A 19279-nucleotide genomic window follows, 5' to 3' on the forward strand; every position below is an offset into this window, starting at 1 on the left:
TTTTAGGCTTCATAGCTTGTGGCATACGGGGACCACAGCCAGCCACCGTCAATGCTATCGGTTTCCCGGGAGGCCGACCAACGGGACCCGCGGCCCCTCAGCCGCCCATTCCGGTAATCGCAAGGCTTCGGCTGATCCCGTCCAGGGGATGCGGTACATCGGTGCTCTCCACGCGATCCGCCGCGAACGGCAAGGATTCCATCCGGCTCAGGTCCCAGGCCATGCTGGCGCTCAGGCTGATTCCCCGGGGACCTGTCCGCCGCGTGGTGCCCCGGATCAGCAGCAGCCTGGTGCCGAACAGCAACAGCCCCGCCTGCTCCTGGGCTTCATGGAAGAACACGGAATCGACGCAGCCGGTGCCGTCATCGATGCTGATGAACACCACCCGCCGGCCGCCACGCATGGGCGGGGTCTGGGTGGCGATCCGCACCCCGGCCACCAGCACCTCGGTGTTGTTGCGCAGGCTCAACAGTTTGTCTGCAGTGGTGACCCCCAGCCGGTCCAGCATGGGCCGGTGGCTGTCCATCAGGTGCCCGCTGACGTCTATGGCCATCAGGTCCAGTTCTGCCCGGACGTTTTCCACCAGGGTGGGCGCGGGAAGCCCGGGTTTGACGTTCCGCAGTTCCACATCCCCCAGCGGCAGGGACAGCTGCCCTTCCATGATGTCGATGCCCTTCCGGGTACCGCCCGCGGCCTGGAGCTGTTGCAGGTGCTGGACGAGGTCCGCGCGGTTGGCGGCGCCGCCCGATTCACGGTGCAGGGAATCAAAGGCACCCAGCTGGGCTAGCCTTTTGATACTTGGCTTGCTCAGCCTGGACCGGGCCCGGAGGTCAGCCAGGGAGTCGTAGGGCTGGCCGGCGACAATCCGCTTGAGCTCGGTCCCGGACAGGCCGTAGATGCCGTTAAGGCTCAGCCTGATCCCCAGCTTGCCGGCATCCGGCCCTGCCGCCACCCGTTCCACCCTGTAGTCGGCATGGCTGCGGTTGATGTCCAGCGGCAGGATGGGAATGCCCAGCCTGCGGGCTTCGGCCACCAGCAGCCGTTTGGGGTACATGCCGGGATCGTGTTCCCACAGCCCCGCCAGGAAAGCCTCGGGGTGGTGCGTCTTGAGCCAGGCGGACTGGTAGGTGGGAACGGCAAATGCCGCACCGTGCGCCTTGCAGAAGCCGAAGCTGCCAAAGGCTTTCAGGGTCCCCCAGACCTTGTCCACCACTTCCGGGGCGTACCCCTTGACCCGGGCCTCCCTGCGGAAGAACTCCTCCACCTTCAGCTCGTGGACCTCGTCGCCGAGCGCCCGGCGAAACTCGTCTGCGCGCGCCAGGCCGCACCCGGTCATCACGTGGAAGGTTTTCAGGATCTGTTCATGGAAGACAGTGACCCCATGCGTTTCCTGCAGCACGGGTTTCAGGTCAGGGTGCGGGTATACCTCCGGCGCGAAGCCGTGCCTGTGCTCCAGGAAAGGCCGCACCATGTCCGATTTCATCGGGCCCGGCCGGAACAGCGAAATGTCGATGATGAGGTCGTTGAACTCACGCGGCGCCAGCTTACCGATCAGCTCCCGCTGCCCGGGCGACTCGATCTGGAAGCAGCCCAGGGTGTGGGTACTGCGGATCAGTTCGTAGGTTGCTTCATCATCCAGCGGCACGGCGTTGAGGTCGATGTGCCCGTTCTCGGCGATGTAGTCCGGCCCGGTCCCGTCAGGACCTGCAGGGTGGGCCCCGGCCGCCACCACTTCCGCCTTGGAAGGATGGATCCGGATGACTTCGCGGACGGCAAACGCCATGGCGCTCTGCATCCTGACCCCCAGGACATCAAGCTTGAGCATGCCCATGGGATCCATGTCGTGTTTATCGAACTGGCTCATGGGCAGCCCCAGTCCGCTGGGCTGCACCGGGGTCCGGTCCAGCAGCGTGGCGTCGCCCAGGATCACCCCGCAGGGATGCATGGAGATATGGCGGGGCAGCCGGTCCAGCCGTTCGGTGAGGTCCACCAGCAGGTCAAGCTGCTGGTTTTCGGCGAAGTCCCGCTGTTCCACCCGCCCGGCGAACTCCCGCAGCTCAGGTTTTTCAACCAGTGCCTCACGGAATTTCCTGGCCGAAAAGCGCCACAGCTGCTTGGCGATCTCGCCGACGTCGTCATCGTCCATGCCCAGGGCCATCCCGGCGTCGCGGACGGCACCGCGGGCGCGGTACCCGTTCTGCATGCTCATCAGCGTGACGCGCTCGGAACCGAAGCGGTCAAAGATCCGCCGGTATACGTTGTGCCGTACGGCGCTTTCGACGTCGATGTCGATGTCCGGCAACGTGGCCCGGTCCCGGGACAGGAAGCGTTCGAAGATCAGGTCGTGTTGCAGGGGGTCCACCTGGCTGACATCAATGAGGTAGTTGACCAGGCTTGAAGCCCCGGAACCGCGGGCGGCGGCCCTGACCCCCATGTCCTGGATCATCCGGGAGACCTCCGCGACCGTGAGGAAGTAGGAGGAAAACCCCAGGTTCCTGATGATCCCCAGCTCGTGCTCCAGCCGCGAGCGCATGTCCTTGTGGGCTGAGCCTGATATCCCAGGGAACCGCCTGCTGATCCCGGCCTCACAGCGCTGCACCAGTTCATCGTGCGGGTCCTGGCTGATGCCTATGACCGATGCCTCGGGGACTACCGGCTGCTTCCAGCCCATGTCAGTCACCGGGTCGATCCGGCAGAAGTCGGCGAGCGCCTCGGTCTGTGCCATCAGCTGTTTGAGGTCCGCTGCGCCATACCCTGCGGCGCGGATGATTTCCTTGCCGAGCTGAAGCATCTGCGCAGAGGATTTGAGCCAGGCCTGCCCGTTGGGCTGGAGCAGCGGTTCGGCCGCGAGTTCGGGAAGGGACTTCAGGGTCCGGGCGGAGTCGAGCACGTCTGCCGTGGCGGCACCGTCCTCTGCGCAGTAGCGGACCGCGTTGGTGAGCACGGCCGGTACATGGTGTTCTTCCGCGAGCTTGAGCATACGTACCGCATGGGCGGTGCTCAGGTGCGCCCCGGGGGCAGTGAGCTGGGAAACGACTTCCGCCACCAGGGTTTTTGCGGGCATGGCGTCCAGCCAGCCTTTGAAAAGGGTGCGCGGACGGAGGTAGCGCCGGCCGCTCATGGCCCGTCCGACGTCGGAATCCGGGCCGATCAGTACTGTCAGGACCGGTTTCAGGGTTTTGGGGTCGAGCGTGCGGGAGGCGAGTTCGGCGCGGGTGACCGCCACCGGTACCGCTCCCCCGGCTTTGCCGGAGGTGCGGGCATGGGCATCGGACACCAGCCGGCACAGGGCCCGGTAGCCCGCCCCGTTGTTGTTGCCCCGGGCGAGCACCACCACCCTGCCGGCGAGCTGGGTGCGGTGGTCGCCGTCGTCGTCGAAGACCGCAAGGTCCACACCCACGATGGGGTCGATGCCGGCGGCCATGCAGGCTTTGAGGTGTTTGATGGTGCCGTACAGGCCGTCCCGGTCCGTGCAGGCGAGCGCGGTTGCGCCGTCCGCGGCGACAACCTGGGCCAGTTCGTCGGGCCACGCCACGCCATAGTGTGCGCTGAAGGCCGTGGAAACGTGAAGGTGGGAGAAGCTCATGCCGTTTGGGGCCGGAGTGCGTCGTGGATCCGCAGGATCCTCCAGCGGCCGCTGCCGACATGCCTGCTCAGGTCCAGGGTGAGCGGCTCTCCTGCATCCCGGGGGCCGGCACTCTGCGGGTCCGCCTGTACTTGGACGCGCCAGATTTCGTGGTCCACCAGCCCCGGCCCGCTGCCGAGGGGCGCACGGCGTTCCTCGGCCCACCACTGCCGGCGTTCGTACCACCGGACAGGCTCGGCGCACACGGTGTAGTGCCGCCCGGCCCACTGGAGTTTCAGCGGCTGGCCCGCGGGGGTGCAGACGACGTCCACGGACTCGCTGAACATACCCATGGGCGCCTCCCGGAACTGAACGGAGCTGATGCAAGATGCTGATGCAACAGCAATTATTCGAACACATATTCGAATAAATCCAGTCTACGACGGCGCTTCGACAAAACCTAGACAGGGGTGGACGGACGGGCAGCAGGAGGGCAGGATTGTGGCATGAGCACCCATGACGCACTCCTCAAGCACGTAAGCATCAAGGCCCAGGACGAAAAGCTCGTGGCAACCTTCGATATCGACGGCAACATACCGGGGGCAGGTGCGTACGTAGTGGGACTGGTGGCGGCAAGCCCTGATTACTCATCACAAAGACGGTTGGGCATTGAGTTCATGAACGGGGAGGCCATTGCCTTCTACTCGTTCAGCCATGACCAGAGCGCCGAGGAAAACTATGATCTTGCCGGTGTGACACACTCGGGCAACACCATCACGGGCAACTTCCCCGTCGCGGCCGTCCATGGCCTGGGCAAGGGACACGTCATGTCGGCCTTCAGCGAGGCGGACGGCCGGGAATTCCAGTCGGGCGTCGCCGTCGACGAAGCGCTCTAGGAAGCACGGCACTCCAGGAAACACCGGGCAGGTGCTGCCGGACCCGTGTCCGGACAGCACCTGCGGCGGCGTCAGTTGGTCTCTTTGTGGACCTTCATTTCGAGTTCGATAAACCCTGAGATCATGGCCCGGTAGGTTGATTCCACGATGTCCGGATCGATGTCCTTCTTTTCCGCGGCGGACCGGACATGCTCAATCACCCGTTCCACCCGGCCGGGGGCACGGACTTCAGCGTCGTCCCCCTTCAGGGTTCCGGCGATCCGTATCAGGCGTTCCCGCCGCGCAATGAGCGTGACAATCTGCTCATCAACTTCGTCGACCGCAATCCGAACGGCTGCGAGCTGTTCCTTGTCGGCCAAAGCATCCCGATCGTTTCCTTGAATTGTTGCCATCTTCTGACAGTATCGAAGCATGCAGCCCAGAGTCGACTTCATCTCACTAGGCGTTCGCAGTGTTGACGCCTCCCGCCGGTTCTACGCCGAAGGCCTCGGCTGGCCTGTCCACCGCGAGTTCCCCGGCGATGTGGTGTTCATCCAGGTCAACCACGGCCTCATCCTTTCCCTGTGGGATGCCGCGCAGATGCACGCCGAGGCCGGCGTAGGCGCTCCTGGCCCGGTCCCCTGCATCACACTCAGCCACAACCTGCCCAGCACCGAGGCGGTGGACCGGGTCATGGCGGAGGCGGCCTCGGCCGGGGCCACCATCGTCGCCGCGCCGGTCACCCAGCCCTGGGGCGGGTACAGCGGCTATTTCGCCGATCCGGACGGCTTCCGCTGGGAAATTGCCTATAACCCGACCTGGACAGTGGACGACGGCGGCCAGGTCAGCGTTTAGGGGCCGGGCACCTCTGCCGTCAGCCGGGTCAGCGAACGGACCACCTCAGAACAGCGCCTCCACCGGCCGGATGAGCTCCGGGGAGTTGTTGCGCACGTTGCCCACCTCGGTGCCCACGGAATCCACGTGCCAGTCTGCGGCGACGTCCTTCACGTGGGCCCGGACCAGGTCCACGAGGAAGGCGGCGTCGTCGATCTGCGGATCAAGCCAGGACGCCATCGTGGCCCGGTCCATCGGCAGCGGCACGCGGTCATGCAAGGCAGTCAGCTTGCCGAAGATTGTCGACTCAGCACCGGGCGGCGGGGTGTCTGCCGTCAGGATGGATGTGGAGAGCATCCACCGGCCGGGGTCACCCTCGGCCGTGGACGGATCCTTCCACCACTCGTACAGGCCCGCGAACACCAGCCCGCTGCCTTTGCCCGGATGGACGTAGTAGGGCTGCTTGGCTTTGCCGGTGCCCTGCTTCCATTCGTAGTACCCGTCCGCCGGGACAGCGCAGCGACGTGACTTCACGGCTTTGCGGAAGGCCGGCTTCTCGAGCACAGTCTCGCTGCGCGCGTTAATCATCTTGGGGCCGATGCCCGGATCCTTCGCCCAGGACGGCACCAGGCCCCAGCGGGCCACGTGGAGCTGCCTCACGGGGCCGTCGTCGATCAGCCGTTCCAGGACGATCGGGACAGCGTCGGTTGGCGCCACGTTCCATGACGGGGGAAGGTGCACCTCCTCCTCCAGCTGGGCATCAAAGTCGGCCAGCAAATCGCCCACGGCCCGTGCCATCACATAGCGTCCACACATGGCTCCAGCATGCCATCAGCGTTATCTACTGTCATCCGGCACGGTGTTCGCCGGGCCGGCTCGGGGAATAGCCCGCCCCGGGATACCGTTGACGGGAAAGAACCCCCTCAACGATTTCAGGAGAGCTCCGTGGACTTTACCCCCGAGAACGGCACCATCACCATGTTTTCCACCACCTGGTGTGGCTACTGCAACCGGCTGAAGAAGCAGCTGGACGCGCAGGGCATTGGCTACACGGAAATCAACATCGAAGAGGTGGAGGGCACCGCCGAACTCGTGGAGCAGCTCAACGGCGGCAACCAGACCGTCCCCACCGTGCTCTTCCCCGACGGCACCGCCGCCACCAACCCCTCAGTTGCCGAGGTAAAGAGCCGTCTCGCAGCCTGAGTCCGGCAGCTCATGTGGTAGACAGAACGGGACCAACTTCAGGGTTGGTCCCGTTTTTGTCTATCTGCATTGAGGGAGCCTTCCGTGGTCCATAAAGTCAAAGGTGTCGTAGCCCGCTCCAAGGGCGCCCCGGTCACTCTGGAGACCGTCCTGGTCCCGGATCCGGGTCCGGGCGAGGCCCTGGTGGACATCATCACCAGCGGTGTTTGCCATACCGATCTGCACTACAAACTGGGCGGCATCAGCGATGACTTCCCGTTCCTCCTGGGCCACGAGGCCACCGGCGTGGTCAGCGCCGTGGGCCCCGACGTCACCAACGTCGTCCCGGGCGACCGCGTGGTCCTGAACTGGCGGGCCGTCTGCGGCAACTGCCGTGCGTGCAACCGCGGCCAGGCCCAGTACTGCTTCAACACCCATAACGCCACCCAGAAGATGACGCTCGAGGACGGCACGGAACTGTCCGCCGCCCTGGGCATCGGCGCGTTCATCGAAAAGACCCTGGTGGCGGCCGGCCAGTGCACCAAGGTGGATCCCGACGCCGATGCTGCCGCCATCGGCCTGCTCGGCTGCGGCGTGATGGCCGGGCTGGGCGCCGCGATCAACACCGGCGGCGTCAAGCGCGGTGACACCGTCGCCGTCATCGGCTGCGGCGGTGTGGGCGTGGCTGCCATCGCAGGCGCGGCGCTCGCCGGAGCCACTGCCATCATCGCCGTCGACATCGACGCGAAAAAGCTGGAGCGCGCGAAGGAACTCGGTGCCACCCACACCGTGGACTCCTCGGATTCCGACCCGGTGGAGAAGATCCGGGAACTCACCGGCGGCTTCGGCGCAGACGTGGTGATTGACGCCGTCGGCCGTCCTGAAACGTACAAGCAGGCGTTCTACGCCCGCGACCTCGCCGGCACCGTGGTACTGGTCGGCGTCCCGACGCCGGAGATGACACTGGAGCTGCCACTCCTGGACGTTTTCGGCCGCGGTGGGTCGCTGAAGTCCTCCTGGTACGGCGACTGCCTGCCGTCCCGGGACTTCCCCATGCTGATCAGCCTCTACAAGCAGGGCAAGCTGGATCTGGATGCCTTTGTGACCGAGCGGATCACCATCGACCAGGTGGAGGAAGCGTTCGAGAAGATGCACTCCGGTTCCGTGCTGCGTTCTGTGGTGGAACTGTGAGCGTCAGGATCGAGCACCTCGTCACATCCGGAACGTTCTCGCTCGACGGCGGCACCTGGGATGTGGACAACAACGTCTGGATAGTGGGTAACGGGGAGGAATGCGTGGTCATCGATCCCGCGCACGACGCCAAGGCCGTAGCCGCCGCCGTCGGTGGCCGGAAGCTCAAGGCGATCCTGCTGACCCATGGCCACGACGACCACATCCGGTCGGTAGCTGACTTCTGGGACCTCGTCCAGGCACCGATCCACCTTCACCAGGACGACTGGATGCTGTGGCGGAACGTCTACCCGGATGTGGAACCCGATGTCGCCATCAAGCACGGCGACGTCATCGAGGTGGCGGGGGCCAGCCTGACGGCCCTGCACACCCCCGGGCACTCGCCCGGCTCGGTGTCCTTCCACCTCGCTGACGGGCCCGACGGCGAGGGCTCACTCTTCAGCGGCGACACCCTGTTCCAGGGTGGCCCGGGCGCCACGGGAAGGTCCTACAGCGACTTCCCCACCATCATCGAGTCGATCCGGACGTGGCTGCTTCCCCTGCCGGCCGAGACGGTGGTCCGGACCGGGCACGGTGACAGCACCACCATCGGAGCCGAAGCCCCGCATCTGGACGAGTGGATCGCACGGGGTCACTAGGGGCCCTGAGACGGACCGCCCCGCCCCGCCCCGCAAGCGCGGGCTACGTCTCCCTGGTGTCCAAACCTGCATAGCTGCTGAAGTCGGCGTGCCGGAGGGAAGCGTGGCCCGCGTACGCGGCTATAACGGCGTCCTGGACATCCTGGACCGTCAGCCCGGGCACGAGGTCGTTGGCCGCGCCGGCGGTGGTCGGGTCCCAGTCCAGGCCCAAGGCGGCATAGCTGTCCGTCAGGACGCTGCGGATGGGGGCGGAGTTTTCCACCACGATCACGGAACTGAACAGCCACCCGCCGCTCACCACGCGTTGGGCTGTTCCGACGAGTTTGATCCGGCGCGCCGGATCGGCCGGGTCGGTTCCGTGAACGCTGAACTCGCCCGGGCAGTACTCCCCCGGAATTTCGCCGACTGCGGCCTGCACACCGGCGTTCCGTAAGGACTGCGCCAGCAGCTCACCAAAGAATCCGAACCGGGCCTTGGAGCCGGCAATGGCATCGGTGTGGGGCATCACGTGGTCCACCACCAGCGTGCCCTCGTGGTAAGCGGCGGCGCGGCCGCCGGCCTTCCGCACCAGGGGTTCAAATCCGTGCTCCCGGCACGCCTGGGCGGCCGCGTCGAAGCCGGGCAGGCGGGTATCCCGCTGTCCGAACGCAACAGTGGGTGCGGGCCGGTACAGCCGGAGTGTGGGACCGATCCTGCCGGTCTTGGCCTGGGTCAGCAGTTCGAGGCCGAATTCCAGGTCACGTGCGGCGCCGAGGGAATGATCCTGCCGCACCACGGTGAGGGTCCGGAGTCCCGCTTCGGCGTCCTGCATGTTGCTAAGCTCCTTTATGGTCATATTGCAATTCCTTGTTGTCGCTGCTGCGTTCGCTGTCATCGACGCCGTCTGGCTCAAGCTCATGAACCCGTTTTACCGCAGCCACATCGGTGACCTGCTCGCGGACAAGCCACACTTAGGTTACGCCGTGGCTTTCTATGTCATGTACATAGCGGGGATTGTCTTCTTTGCGCTGCGGCCGGCGCTCGACGGCGGCAGCTGGCTGACCGCCGTCGGCTACGGGGCCGCGTTGGGCGCCTTTGCCTACGCGACGTACGACCTCACGAATGCCGCCACGCTTAAGACGTGGCCACTGCAGCTTATTGTCGTGGACATCCTGTGGGGTGCCGCCCTGACGGGGCTGTCCACCCTCGCCGGCTGGCTGGTGTTCCGTTCCACCTGACATCCAGCGGATTAATACTGCACCGTCCCGCATCGGTGGCTAAACTCAGGAACTGGGCCCACCCGCTACTCCTCAGAAGAGGTAATCCACTGATACGCGTCATTAGCTACAACTTACGTAAGCACAAGGCCAGCGGGGAGCTGGTCGCCTTGGCACAGGACTTCGGCGTTGATGCCCTGTGCCTGCAGGAATGTGACACCACTGACCTGCCGGACACGCTGGGTCAACTGCAACTGGCCGATTCCACGAAAGGCAACCGGCTGGGGCTGGCCATCTACTACCGGCCGGACCGGTTCACCGCACACGGCACCAAGACCTTCGCGCTCAAGAAGTCCCTTCACGACATGGTTCTGGCGCCCGCCCATGAGCGCCTCATCGGCACTCGCGTGCGGGACAACGAGACCGATCACGAACTGGTCATCGCGTCTTTCCACGCTGCACCGCTGACCGCCACCAACTCGCTGCGGCGCAACCAGATCCATGCTGCCCACGCGGAACTGCTGGGTATGGGCACCGGCCTGATGACCCTGATGGTAGGGGACTTCAACTACCCCTTCTTCACGAAGAACCTCAACGAACACATGAAGAACACGGGGTACGAACTATCCCTCAGTGATCGCCGGACCTACACGCGCTACAAGGTGTTCAAGGGCCACTTCGACTTTGCCACGTCCCTGGGCCTGAACATCGAGAACGTGGAAACCCTGCCCCGCGGCGCCTCCGACCACCTGCCCATCCTGGTGACCGCCGAATACGGTCAGGACTCGACGCCGTTCCAGGAGCCCCCGGCGTCCTGAGGCCCGCCGGGAAGCGGCCAGCAGAAATCAACGCCTGGGAACTGTGCATCAGGTCCTGCGAAGCGTGAGGATCTGTTCGGCGCGGCCGAAGGGGCCCTGGAGATCGTGCAGGACGGTGGACGTGAGGCCAATACCGTCAGTTCCGAAGGAGACGGCGTTGTCCAGGCCCAGCCATTCGCCCCCGGGCCTGCGGTACATGTGGATCTGCAGGTCCAGGTTGGGGAAGGCATAGCTGTCTTTACCCGGCGGGACCCTGGCCGCGATTCCGTTGGCTGTGTCAACGAGGCCCATCAGGCGGGCCAGGTCGCCACTGTCGGCCTTGTCGGTGAGAGGGTGCAGGGTGCGGAGCCAGACGATCCCCGCGCCGGGCCGGTGGCCCTCTGCCACACGCATCTCCAGGGACCGGATGTAGCCGCCGGGCCAGATGGCAGGGCCGTCGAGCGGTTTGCATTCATCGGGCGCCGGAATGGCGGTGTCCTCGACGGCGGCAACCGCGGCTGTGTCGCTGGTGATCATCCGCCATGCGGTGGCACGGATGGCCACGCGGCCGTTGGCAATCAGTTCGGCCTGCAGGAGCTCGATGGTCCGGCCGGGGCGCAGGGTGGTGGTTTCGATGTGGAAACCGCCCCCGGGGATCAGGCCCAGGATCTCGTAGCTCAGCCGGGCCATCCGCATGTCGTCGCGGGATTCGTGGCGCTCCAGGCTGTCCGCCATCAGCCCGGAAGCCGGCGCCATGTGCTGTTCGTGCTCGTTCCAGGCCCCCTGGGCGTGGATGGTGGAGCGGAATCGGCCCCCGCCGAGCGACAGATAATAGAAATCGCCATCGGCCAGTTCCGGGAGTGCAGCAGTCAACATTGACCCTTTCGCTTGTCCTTGTGGGGCTCAGCCCACCCTATCCGCTGGGCAGAAAGCTCCAGCATGCGCGTCCGCAGATCCGGCCATGATGCTGCGAAACCGGGATGGAGCTCCTTCAGGCCCACCGCATCCACCGGAACCCACTGGAGTTCGAGACTTTCAGGATCGCTGATCACGGGCTCGAAAGGCGCGGTCACCAGCACTATGACGGTGGTGTAGGACCAGTAGCCAATGTCCAGCACGGAGGTGAAGAGGACGCTCACATCCGCGGCCGGCACCGCAGCTTCCTCGTGCGCCTCGCGGAGGGCCCCGGTGACGGCGTCCTCACCCTCGTGCAATGCTCCGCCTGGCAGTCCCCAGGTACCACCGTTGTGGCTCCACAGCGCGCGGTGCTGCAGCAGGACGCCCTTGCCGGGGTCATAGGCCAGGACGCCGGCGGCACCGAACCTGCCCCAGAACTTGCCGCGGCCGCCCTCCACCCAGGCGTCACCCGGGTCCCGCGGTCCGGTCCGGACCGGCGGAAACGTGAGGTTCGCGTCAGGGGACGTGGCAGCCAAGGAGTGATCCATTCCACCAGTCTGACAGGTGCCCGCTGGCCCGGACGCGCAGCCCCCGGCGCGTCAGCCTGTTTGTCCCCCGTGACCGCGCTCGACGGCGAAATCACCGCCGGGGTACATAACCGTTTCGTGTCCGTCGTCGAAGCGGACCAGATAGGGCGGATGACCGTCCTGACCGCGGACTTCAACGATTACCCCGTGCCGGTCCGACGATCCGACGGTCCTCCCCCGGACGATGATCCTGTCACCCTGCGCTGCCTCCATGGCAATCACCTCCAAGGCCTAGAGTACGGCTGATGGGGATCAGGGAACAGTGGTCAGCCCCGTGCCCGGTTGCGCTTCCCGGAAATGGACGGCAGGTCAGTTCCCTGGGAAGCGATGAGTCGGGCTGCGCGACGGAGTGCGTCGTCGGGGTCCTGGTGCCAGCGGGTGATGACGACGTCGGCGCGCTGTCGGTCGCTTCCGCCCAGACCCTGCAGCAACGGACCCACAACGTCGGCAATCAGGGCGTCCACCAGTTCACCGTTCTGCGCGGTTCTGATGAAGCCCTCCAGCCGGGTCAGGTCAGAGTGGCGAAGGAGGGAAACCCGGGACTGCAGCAACACAACGGCGGCGAGCCGCCGCTCATAGATCGGCAGCCTGCCTGGACCGGGCCGGCCCCAGAGCAGTGACGCTAAAGCGGTCACGTCGTCATGGCCAAGGTCCTTGAACTTTGTGCCGGCGTCGCGGACAGTGCCGCGGACGGCTCCCACGGACGATCCGTAGGACCCCAACGCCCCACCCACCCGGGACTCCACGTCCTCAGCCCGGTACCAGGCGCCCTCGTTCTGCAGGGTGGCGTCGATGAAGCCGGCAGCCTCCGGCACGCGCTCGTTCACGGCGCCGCTACCGTCCATGCCAGCCGGTCGCGGCGTGGAGTATGCAAAATGGCGTCGACGGGCGGGCTTCGAGCCGTCCCTCGGCGATGGGGTCCCCGCACACGGCGCACGTCCCGTAGGTGCCGGCCGCAATCCGCGCCAGCGCCGCATCCACCTGCTCAAGGCCAGAGCTGCTCTGCTGCAGGAGCGCCGATGCCTGCGAGAGCTCGAACGCAATGGTGGCGCCCTCGGGGTCGTGCTCGTCGTCCACGTTGGAATCCTGGCGGGCGGCGTTGGCGGAGGAGATATCGGCGCGGAGGGCGGGAAGAAGCACGAGCTTCCGGGTGCGCTCTTCTTCCAGCAGGGCCCTGAACCGTTCAAAATCGGGCATGGGAAAAGCCTAATGGTTTAGGTCTCGACAAGCGCGGCCCGCCGGAGGATGCTGGCAATCGTAAGCGCCTCAGATGCCGTCTGGCAGCCAGGGACAGACAGCTGATGGACACAAACTCCACAGAGAAAGTCTGCGCGTCATGCCTACAAACATCGTCACCAAGCTGGCCGTCAAGTCCCACAACACTCCGGACGAGAAGCGCCGTCCGGACAAAACCGAAGTGGACGTCGTCAACCTGGGCGACTACACCGTTGGCCGGATGACGTTCAGTCCCGGCTGGCGCTGGTCGGACTGCATCAAGCCGGTGGTACAGACCGAGACCTGCCAGAACAACCACATCGGATTCTGCATTTCCGGCTCCATCCACGTCGAGACCACCGATGGCAACCGGATCACCATCAGCGCCGGTGACTCATATACCATTCCGCCAGGGCATGACGCATGGGTGGACGGCGATGAACCCTTCGTCGGCATTGAATTCCTCAGCGCCGCGGAATACGCCAAAGCCCCGGAAACGTGACGCGGCTGCCGACCCGGACCAGGTCAGTACCAGTTCTTGGCCACGGAATGGTTCCACGCGCCGCAAGGTGACCCGTAGCGGTCCGCGATGTAGGACAGCCCCCAATTGACCTGGGTCCGGTAACTGGTCAGCCAGTCGCTGCCGGCCGTACCGTACTTACTGGCCGGCAGTGCCTGGGCGATCCCGTATGCCCCCGAGTAGGGGTTGGTGGCGGTCGTCAGCCAGTTGGACTCCTTGGTCCACAGCAACGCCAGGCATTGAAACTGGTCCTGGCCCCAGTCGTAAGCTCCCAGCTGACCGGACGCGTAGTTCTTCGCGCCGGCGGGGTCGTTCACAGCGCCGCCCGGCACGGAAGGCACGACGACGACGGGCGGTGGGGGCGGACTCGGCACAGGGGCGGGGGCGGGCACTCCCGGTACAGCAGGCGGGGCCGGAGCCGGTTTCTGCGCAGCGGCGAGGGCCGCCGCCTTGGCTGCCGCCTCCGCCTGTTGGCGTGCCTGTTCCTTCGCCGCGGCCCGTTTGGCGGCCTGCGCCGTTTCGTATGCGGCCAAGGCCGCCTGGCCCTGCCGGAACTCACCCTCCACCGTAGCGGTGGTGCCCTTGAGGGAGGCCAGCTGCGCTGTCAGTTCCTGGCCGTGCTCTTGCTGCTCCGCAATCTGCCGGGACATGGCCTGCTGGGCCGACTGCGCGGCGTCGAGCTTGGTTCTGGCCTCCCCCGACAGGCGCTCGCGTTCGGCCCTGGCTGCCTGCTCCTGATCGGCCAGTGCGCGGGAAATGCGTTCTGCGGCTGCGGATTTGTTCACCAGGGCGGCTGTCTTATCACTGACGATCTGGACGATGTTCAGGCCTTGGATGCTGTTGTTCTGCACGGCGTCGAGGGCAACAAAGAAACCCATGTTGGTGCCACCGGTCTTGTACGACTGGGCCGCCAGTGCACCGATTTCCTTTTTGTACTGTCCCAGTTCGGCCGCGGCGCGTGCGGTCTGGGCGGTGAGGGCATCCACTGTGGAAGTGGCAGCCTGAAGCGCCGCTTCGGCCAACGCGTACTCCGCGGCGGACGTTACGGCCGTGTTGCCCAGTGCCTCGGCTTCGGCCTGGAGCCCGCCCAGAAGCGTGTCGATCCTGGTGACTTCTGCCGCCTTGCCGGCCTCGCTTTGCTTGGCGTTCTGCACGTCCTGCCATGAGGGATAGCCGCCCGGCGGCGCGTCGTCGGCGGCATGTGACGGAAGCAGCGCAGCCGACCCCACCAGGGCGACCGCCAGCATGCACGCGAGGGCGGGCAGCCGCATTCTTTGAACAATCCGGGACATAGTTGGTGAGCTTACCGGGCATATAGGGCTTGCGGGGACTGACCTGCCACATCGTTACCGAGGCGACAGTCCGCAGGAAGGCCGATCCGGCCGCGTATGTCTTCAGGTCCCGCAGAAGGTCCGGTAGTTCCCGAAGTCTTCAGGGGCGGGGCCGGCGTAGCGTTCCAGCCCGGGGCGCTGCGTGTACGGTTCAGCCACGACGGCCACCAGGCGGTTGAAGACGGCCAGGTCGCCGGCGGTAGCAGCGTCAAGAGCTTCTTCGACCAGGTGGTTCCTGGGGATGTAGACGGGGTTGACGCGGCCCATCAGGTCCGCGTCCGGCGCCAGGGCCAGCCACCGCTCGGCCCAGGCGTCGAAGGCTTCGGGGTCCGCAAACATGGCCCGGGGAGTTTCGGGGGTGCCGCGGGCTGCCGAGACGAGGCTCCGGAAGAAGGAGGTGTAGTCCACTTCGGCTTCCTGAAGCAGCGCCAGCACGCCGTCCACCAGCGGCGACGCCACGTCGCCGGGCGTGTCCGCGCGCAGCCCAAGCTTGGATTTCATGCCGGCTGACCAGGCCGCGCTGTACAGCGTACGGAAGGCACCGAGGGACTCCACGGCGAGCGCCACGGCCTGGTCCTGGTCTTCATGGAGCAGGGGCAGGAGTGCTTCGGCGAGCCGGGTGAGGTTCCATTCGGCAATGATCGGCTGGTTGCCGTAGGCGTAGCGTCCGTCCGCGTCGATGGAGCTGTAGACCGCGCCGGGATTGAAGGCGTCCATAAATGCACACGGACCGTAGTCGATGGTCTCACCGGAGATGGTCATGTTGTCGGTGTTCATCACGCCGTGGACGAAGCCTACCAGCATCCATTGCGCCACAAGGGATGCCTGGGCGGCTATGACGGCGTCAAAGAACGCGAGATACGGCTTATCGGCGAGCGCGGCGTCCGGGTAATGGCGGCTGATGGCATGATCGGCCAGGCGGCGGAGGAGGCCGGTGTCGCCGTTGACGCGGGCGAACTGGAAGCTGCCGACGCGAAGGTGGCTGCTCGCCACCCGGGTAAGTACAGCCCCGGGCAGTATGCTTTCGCGGCGGACGGGCCGGCCCGTGGCCACCACGGCGAGGGATCTCGTGGTGCGGATGCCCATCGCGTGCATGGCTTCGCTGACGATGTACTCGCGCAGCATGGGACCGACGACGGCGAGTCCGTCACCTGCGCGGGCGAACGGTGTCCGGCCGGAGCCCTTGAGGTGGATGTCCCTGAGCTGCCCGTGGATGTCCGTGACCTCGCCAAGCAGGAGCGCTCGCCCGTCGCCGAGCTGCGGTGAGTAGCCGCCGAACTGGTGCCCCGCGTAGGCCTGGGCCACCGGTGTGGCACCGTCAGGGACCCGGTTACCGATCAGCAGCAGCGTCCCCTCATCCGATCGCAGCGCGGACGGGTCCAGGCCCAGCTCGCTGGCCAACGGCTCGTTCAGGACCAGCAGCTGCGGATCAGGTGCTTCGTCCGCCTGCCACGGAACCGCCAACTCCCCGAGTTCGCGGGCGAACCGTCCATCGAAGGTGACCGTTTGTGGGATTGCGGTGCTCATCTTTCAAGACTACCCGCGGCAGCACCGCCCACACCGCGGCGGATAAAAACGTCCCGTCTCAAATGTCCCGTCTCAAATGTCCCGTCTCAAATGTCCCGTCTCAGACGTGCTGTCCGAACCAGGCGAGGGTGTCGTTCCAGGCAGCGGTGGCCTGGGTTTCGTTGTAGCGCTCGCCGGTGTCATTGTGGAAGGCATGGTCCACGCCGGGGTAAACGGTGAGCTGATGCGTCACGGTGGTGGCGTCCAGGGCGTCACGGAGGCCCGGCATCGAGCCGGTGATCCGCTGGTCGAGTTCGGCATAGACCCCGAATGCCGCTGCCTTGATGGCCGTCACCTTGTTCAGGTCCGGGGCCGGCCCGTAGAAAGCGGCGGTGGCCTTCAGCCCGGCCAGCTCGGTTGCCGCCGGCCAGGTGATGCCGCCGCCGAAACAGTACCCGTTCATGGCGATCAGCGCCCCCGAGACCGCGTCAGAGTCGAGGCTGGCGGTGCCACCTTCCCTGCTCAGCAGATCAACGGCCAACGCCGCATAACCGGCCCGATTCGGGCCTGGCGAGGTAACCGTTGATATCGGTTCCGTCGGCAGCGAAGCGGACGGTCGCCGTCGTAAGCCCCGCGGCGCCCGCCGGGACGGAGAGCGGACTCTTGGCCCCCGGAACAGCACCGGCAGAAGCGGTGCCGGCGCCCGCCGTCGACGATGACGGGGTGGGCGTGGGCACAGGGTCGGTGCTGCTTGGGACTTCCTCGGGCGTGCATCCCACGAGCAGCATCGCTCCAGACACCCCCGCCATGCTTCCCATGATGAATGCGACCCGGCGGGTAAAGGTGCGGTGCGTCATGGCGCCGGCGCGGTAGTCGTCGAAGAATTCCTCGATCAGGTACCGTTCAAACTTTCCAAGCTGGCCAATGGTTGGCCTCATCGAGTGAGGCTCATATCCTTCTCCGAAGCCGGCCGTCCTGCAAGGGGTCCCGCACCCCTGGTTAGAATTGCTCCGCCGGAATGGAAAACCCGAGGTCCAAAAGTCCTCGTCCTGCCTGTTCCAGGATCGGATCCATGGTCAGCGAGGCATGGTTGAGCAGGACGTTGACATCGCGCTGGATCCGCTGCAGGGGGTGCGTCAGCCGGTGCACACTGCCGCCGGAGCCCGTGAGGATGAGGCGGACGGCCTCGGCCGACGCTGCGCCGCTGAGACCCAGCGAAAGCCGGTACCGGGCCCGCTCGTCATCAGTGAAAGACACGGGCCGGCGACCGTAGGAATCGGCCACCACCCGGACGGCTTCCTGCCAGTGCAGCCGCGCAGTCGCCACCTGTCCGTAGGCCTGGGAGAACCGGGCCTGTGCGAGCGGTGAATCCGCCTGCCGCGCCTGCGTTGTCTGCTTGACCTTGCGCACCATCATCAGGTCCTGGAACACCCCTAGGGCGTGCTCTGCGGCCCCCAGGGCGGAGGCAGGAGCAACCATGTTCAGGAACGTGGCCATGGGGATGTGGATGTTCGGATCCGGGTGGATGCGACTGCCGGGATTGTCCGCGGCGGCCAGGAGGTTCCACTCGAGGGCGCGGTGCGCCGGGACAAAGAGGTTTTCCGCCGCGAGGTCGTTGCTTCCCGTCCCACGCAGGCCGGCCGTGTGCCAGACGTCCAGCAGTTCAAGATCGGAGACCGGAACCAGGCACTGCAGGCGGACGTCAGCGTGCTGCACCGCCAAAAGCGCCCATTCGGAGTGCATAACGCCGGAGGCGAAGCTCCAGCGGCCGGAGATGGTGACCCCGCCGGGAACCTTGTCGGCTCTACCGGGAGGGGCGCCGGTGGCGGCAGCCAAGGGGGCCGGCCCGCTGGCGAAGACTTCATCCTGGGCTTCCTGCGGCCAGCGTGCCAGCATCCAGACATGTTCCACCAGGTGCCCTGCGGTCCAGGCCGTGGAGACACATCCCTGGGCGAGGCGGCGAACCACCTCCACGTAGGTTTCCAGCCCCATGCCGAAGCCGCCCACGGCCTTGGGTGCAAGCATTTGAATCACGCCCGCTGCCTTCAGTTCAGCCATGGTGGCTTCCGGGACGCGGCGGATCTCCTCGGTTTCCGCGGCGCGCTCCCGCAGCCGGGGAATGAGTGCATCCACCCGGGCCAGCAGCTCGTCGTGGGTGGGAATGATCTCGGCTGGCATGAACCCGGCTGTCTGGACTTCGGCGGGCGGAACTTCCGTGGGCAGTTCGATGGTGTGGGCCGTATGGCTGCGTTTCGCGGCCAGGTAGCGGTGATTGGCCGCCGAGAGGTGCACCCCGGTGGGGACTTGCTCCGCGACGTCAACGCCGAGGGCCGTCAGCTGCGCTACTTTGTCGGGGTTGTTGGTGAGGAGGCGGATTCGGCCGGCGCCAAGCGCGCCGAGCATTTGGGCGGCGGAACTATAGTCCCGCTCGTCCTCGCCGCGCCCCAGGGCCACGTTGGCTTCGTAGGTATCCAGGCCGGTGTCCTGCAGGGCATAGGCGTCGAGCTTGGAGTACAGGCCAATGCCTCGACCTTCCTGCCGGAGGTACAGCAGGAAGCCCCCGACGGCGGCAATCTCCTCCACTGCCTCGCGCAGCTGGGGTCCGCAGTCGCAGCGCTCGCTGCCGAACACGTCGCCCGTGAGGCACTCGCTGTGCAGCCGAACCAGGGGCGCCGTACCTTCCGGGCCCTGGTCCAGCAGCGTCTGCTCCCAGGCGCCGATGGCAAGCAGCAGGTGCTCCTTACCGTCGGCCAGTCCATGGAACGTCATGATCTCGGCTGTGGCCGCGAAGCCATCAGTGAAGCGCAGCGGGACGGTGACCTGGCTGCGGACGGCGGCCGGTAGCTCGAATGGCCGTGCGACGGTCTCGGACATGACGGTCATCTGGGCTCCTCAGGAAGGCTGGTGTGGGAAGTACTTGAATGTTGAAGTAAATAATACTGACT

At 65.9% G+C, this 19279-nt stretch carries 23 protein-coding genes; 8 read left to right on the forward strand and 15 right to left on the reverse strand.

Features of this window, described 5'->3' with window-relative positions:
- Positions 1–97: 97 nt before the first annotated feature.
- Positions 98–3586, reverse strand: coding sequence for a DNA polymerase III subunit alpha (locus FYJ92_RS10450; RefSeq protein WP_185260687.1), 3489 nt, complete (start codon positions 3584–3586; stop codon positions 98–100).
- Positions 3583–3918, reverse strand: coding sequence for a DUF6504 family protein (locus tag FYJ92_RS10455; protein WP_185260688.1), 336 nt, complete (start codon positions 3916–3918; stop codon positions 3583–3585). The genes FYJ92_RS10450 and FYJ92_RS10455 overlap by 4 nt, the downstream gene beginning before the upstream one ends.
- A gap of 153 nt (positions 3919–4071) precedes the next feature.
- Here FYJ92_RS10455 and FYJ92_RS10460 point away from each other — a divergent pair, with 153 nt between their 5' ends.
- Positions 4072–4461: a hypothetical protein gene (locus tag FYJ92_RS10460; protein WP_185260689.1), complete on the forward strand. Its 390-nt coding sequence runs from the start codon at positions 4072–4074 to the stop codon at positions 4459–4461.
- Between the two features lie 71 nt (positions 4462–4532).
- On the opposite strand, the gene FYJ92_RS10465 is transcribed toward FYJ92_RS10460, so the two are convergent.
- The gene (locus FYJ92_RS10465; RefSeq protein ID WP_185260690.1) at positions 4533–4853 is read right to left on the reverse strand and encodes a chorismate mutase; all 321 of its coding nucleotides are present in this window, start codon (positions 4851–4853) and stop codon (positions 4533–4535) included.
- 19 nt (positions 4854–4872) lie between these two features.
- On the opposite strand from FYJ92_RS10465, the gene FYJ92_RS10470 reads away from it, so the two are divergent.
- Positions 4873–5295 carry a VOC family protein gene (locus tag FYJ92_RS10470; protein ID WP_185260691.1) on the forward strand — a complete coding sequence of 141 codons (423 nt, stop codon included), beginning with the start codon at positions 4873–4875 and terminating at the stop codon, positions 5293–5295.
- A 45-nt stretch (positions 5296–5340) separates the two neighbouring features.
- On the opposite strand, the gene FYJ92_RS10475 is transcribed toward FYJ92_RS10470, so the two are convergent.
- Entirely contained in the window at positions 5341–6072 is a 732-nt protein-coding gene (locus tag FYJ92_RS10475) for an SOS response-associated peptidase (RefSeq protein ID WP_255482023.1), read from the reverse strand.
- A 147-nt stretch (positions 6073–6219) separates the two neighbouring features.
- Here FYJ92_RS10475 and FYJ92_RS10480 point away from each other — a divergent pair, with 147 nt between their 5' ends.
- From FYJ92_RS10480 to FYJ92_RS10490, 3 genes are all read left to right on the forward strand, one after another.
- Entirely contained in the window at positions 6220–6477 is a 258-nt protein-coding gene (locus FYJ92_RS10480) for a mycoredoxin (protein ID WP_131133128.1), read from the forward strand.
- Between the two features lie 84 nt (positions 6478–6561).
- The gene (locus tag FYJ92_RS10485) at positions 6562–7647 is read left to right on the forward strand and encodes an S-(hydroxymethyl)mycothiol dehydrogenase (RefSeq protein ID WP_185260693.1); all 1086 of its coding nucleotides are present in this window, start codon (positions 6562–6564) and stop codon (positions 7645–7647) included.
- The gene (locus FYJ92_RS10490) at positions 7644–8285 is read left to right on the forward strand and encodes an MBL fold metallo-hydrolase (protein ID WP_185260694.1); all 642 of its coding nucleotides are present in this window, start codon (positions 7644–7646) and stop codon (positions 8283–8285) included. The genes FYJ92_RS10485 and FYJ92_RS10490 overlap by 4 nt, the downstream gene beginning before the upstream one ends.
- A 43-nt stretch (positions 8286–8328) precedes the next feature.
- On the opposite strand, the gene FYJ92_RS10495 is transcribed toward FYJ92_RS10490, so the two are convergent.
- A complete protein-coding gene (locus tag FYJ92_RS10495; RefSeq protein ID WP_185263757.1) occupies positions 8329–9096 on the reverse strand; it encodes a lipoate--protein ligase family protein in 768 nt (255 codons plus the stop codon).
- Positions 9097–9112: 16 nt separating this feature from the next.
- Here FYJ92_RS10495 and FYJ92_RS10500 point away from each other — a divergent pair, with 16 nt between their 5' ends.
- Together FYJ92_RS10500 and FYJ92_RS10505 are read left to right on the forward strand one after the other, a co-directional pair.
- Positions 9113–9502, forward strand: coding sequence for a DUF2177 family protein (locus FYJ92_RS10500; RefSeq protein ID WP_111907731.1), 390 nt, complete (start codon positions 9113–9115; stop codon positions 9500–9502).
- A 92-nt stretch (positions 9503–9594) separates the two neighbouring features.
- Positions 9595–10299, forward strand: coding sequence for an endonuclease/exonuclease/phosphatase family protein (locus FYJ92_RS10505; RefSeq protein ID WP_185263758.1), 705 nt, complete (start codon positions 9595–9597; stop codon positions 10297–10299).
- 48 nt (positions 10300–10347) lie between these two features.
- On the opposite strand, the gene FYJ92_RS10510 is transcribed toward FYJ92_RS10505, so the two are convergent.
- Genes FYJ92_RS10510 through FYJ92_RS10530 form a run of 5 tightly spaced genes read right to left on the reverse strand, consistent with a single transcriptional unit; the run spans position 10348 to position 12959 of the window.
- Positions 10348–11151 carry a thioesterase family protein gene (locus FYJ92_RS10510; protein WP_185260695.1) on the reverse strand — a complete coding sequence of 268 codons (804 nt, stop codon included), beginning with the start codon at positions 11149–11151 and terminating at the stop codon, positions 10348–10350.
- Entirely contained in the window at positions 11148–11723 is a 576-nt protein-coding gene (locus tag FYJ92_RS10515) for an NUDIX domain-containing protein (RefSeq protein WP_185260696.1), read from the reverse strand. The genes FYJ92_RS10510 and FYJ92_RS10515 overlap by 4 nt, the downstream gene beginning before the upstream one ends.
- 51 nt (positions 11724–11774) lie before the next feature.
- A complete protein-coding gene (locus tag FYJ92_RS10520; RefSeq protein WP_185260697.1) occupies positions 11775–11975 on the reverse strand; it encodes a DUF1918 domain-containing protein in 201 nt (66 codons plus the stop codon).
- A gap of 53 nt (positions 11976–12028) precedes the next feature.
- On the reverse strand, positions 12029–12607 hold the full coding sequence (locus FYJ92_RS10525; RefSeq protein WP_185260698.1) for a DNA alkylation repair protein: 579 nt from the start codon (positions 12605–12607) through the stop codon (positions 12029–12031).
- Complete coding sequence (locus FYJ92_RS10530) at positions 12597–12959, reverse strand: TraR/DksA C4-type zinc finger protein (protein ID WP_185260699.1); 363 nt, start codon at positions 12957–12959, stop codon at positions 12597–12599. The genes FYJ92_RS10525 and FYJ92_RS10530 overlap by 11 nt, the downstream gene beginning before the upstream one ends.
- 139 nt (positions 12960–13098) lie before the next feature.
- Here FYJ92_RS10530 and FYJ92_RS10535 point away from each other — a divergent pair, with 139 nt between their 5' ends.
- A complete protein-coding gene (locus FYJ92_RS10535; protein ID WP_185260700.1) occupies positions 13099–13479 on the forward strand; it encodes a cupin domain-containing protein in 381 nt (126 codons plus the stop codon).
- 23 nt (positions 13480–13502) lie between these two features.
- Here the strand turns inward: FYJ92_RS10535 and FYJ92_RS10540 are convergent, their stop codons facing one another.
- From FYJ92_RS10540 to ribA, 5 genes are all read right to left on the reverse strand, one after another.
- Positions 13503–14789: a lytic transglycosylase domain-containing protein gene (locus tag FYJ92_RS10540; RefSeq protein ID WP_185260701.1), complete on the reverse strand. Its 1287-nt coding sequence runs from the start codon at positions 14787–14789 to the stop codon at positions 13503–13505.
- A 102-nt stretch (positions 14790–14891) separates the two neighbouring features.
- Positions 14892–16355, reverse strand: coding sequence for a YdiU family protein (locus tag FYJ92_RS10545; protein ID WP_185260702.1), 1464 nt, complete (start codon positions 16353–16355; stop codon positions 14892–14894).
- A 100-nt stretch (positions 16356–16455) separates the two neighbouring features.
- Positions 16456–16875, reverse strand: coding sequence for a dienelactone hydrolase family protein (locus FYJ92_RS19030; protein ID WP_255482024.1), 420 nt, complete (start codon positions 16873–16875; stop codon positions 16456–16458).
- Positions 16865–17272, reverse strand: coding sequence for a hypothetical protein (locus FYJ92_RS19035; protein ID WP_255482025.1), 408 nt, complete (start codon positions 17270–17272; stop codon positions 16865–16867). The genes FYJ92_RS19030 and FYJ92_RS19035 overlap by 11 nt, the downstream gene beginning before the upstream one ends.
- Positions 17273–17333: 61 nt before the next feature.
- Positions 17334–19217 (reverse strand): GTP cyclohydrolase II RibA, encoded by a 1884-nt coding sequence (ribA, locus tag FYJ92_RS19250; RefSeq protein ID WP_185260703.1) that lies wholly within the window; start codon positions 19215–19217, stop codon positions 17334–17336.
- Between the last annotated feature and the right edge of the window lie 62 nt (positions 19218–19279).

It is taken from the genome of Pseudarthrobacter sp. NBSH8 (assembly GCF_014217545.1).
Taxonomy (GTDB): Bacteria; Actinomycetota; Actinomycetes; order Actinomycetales; family Micrococcaceae; genus Arthrobacter.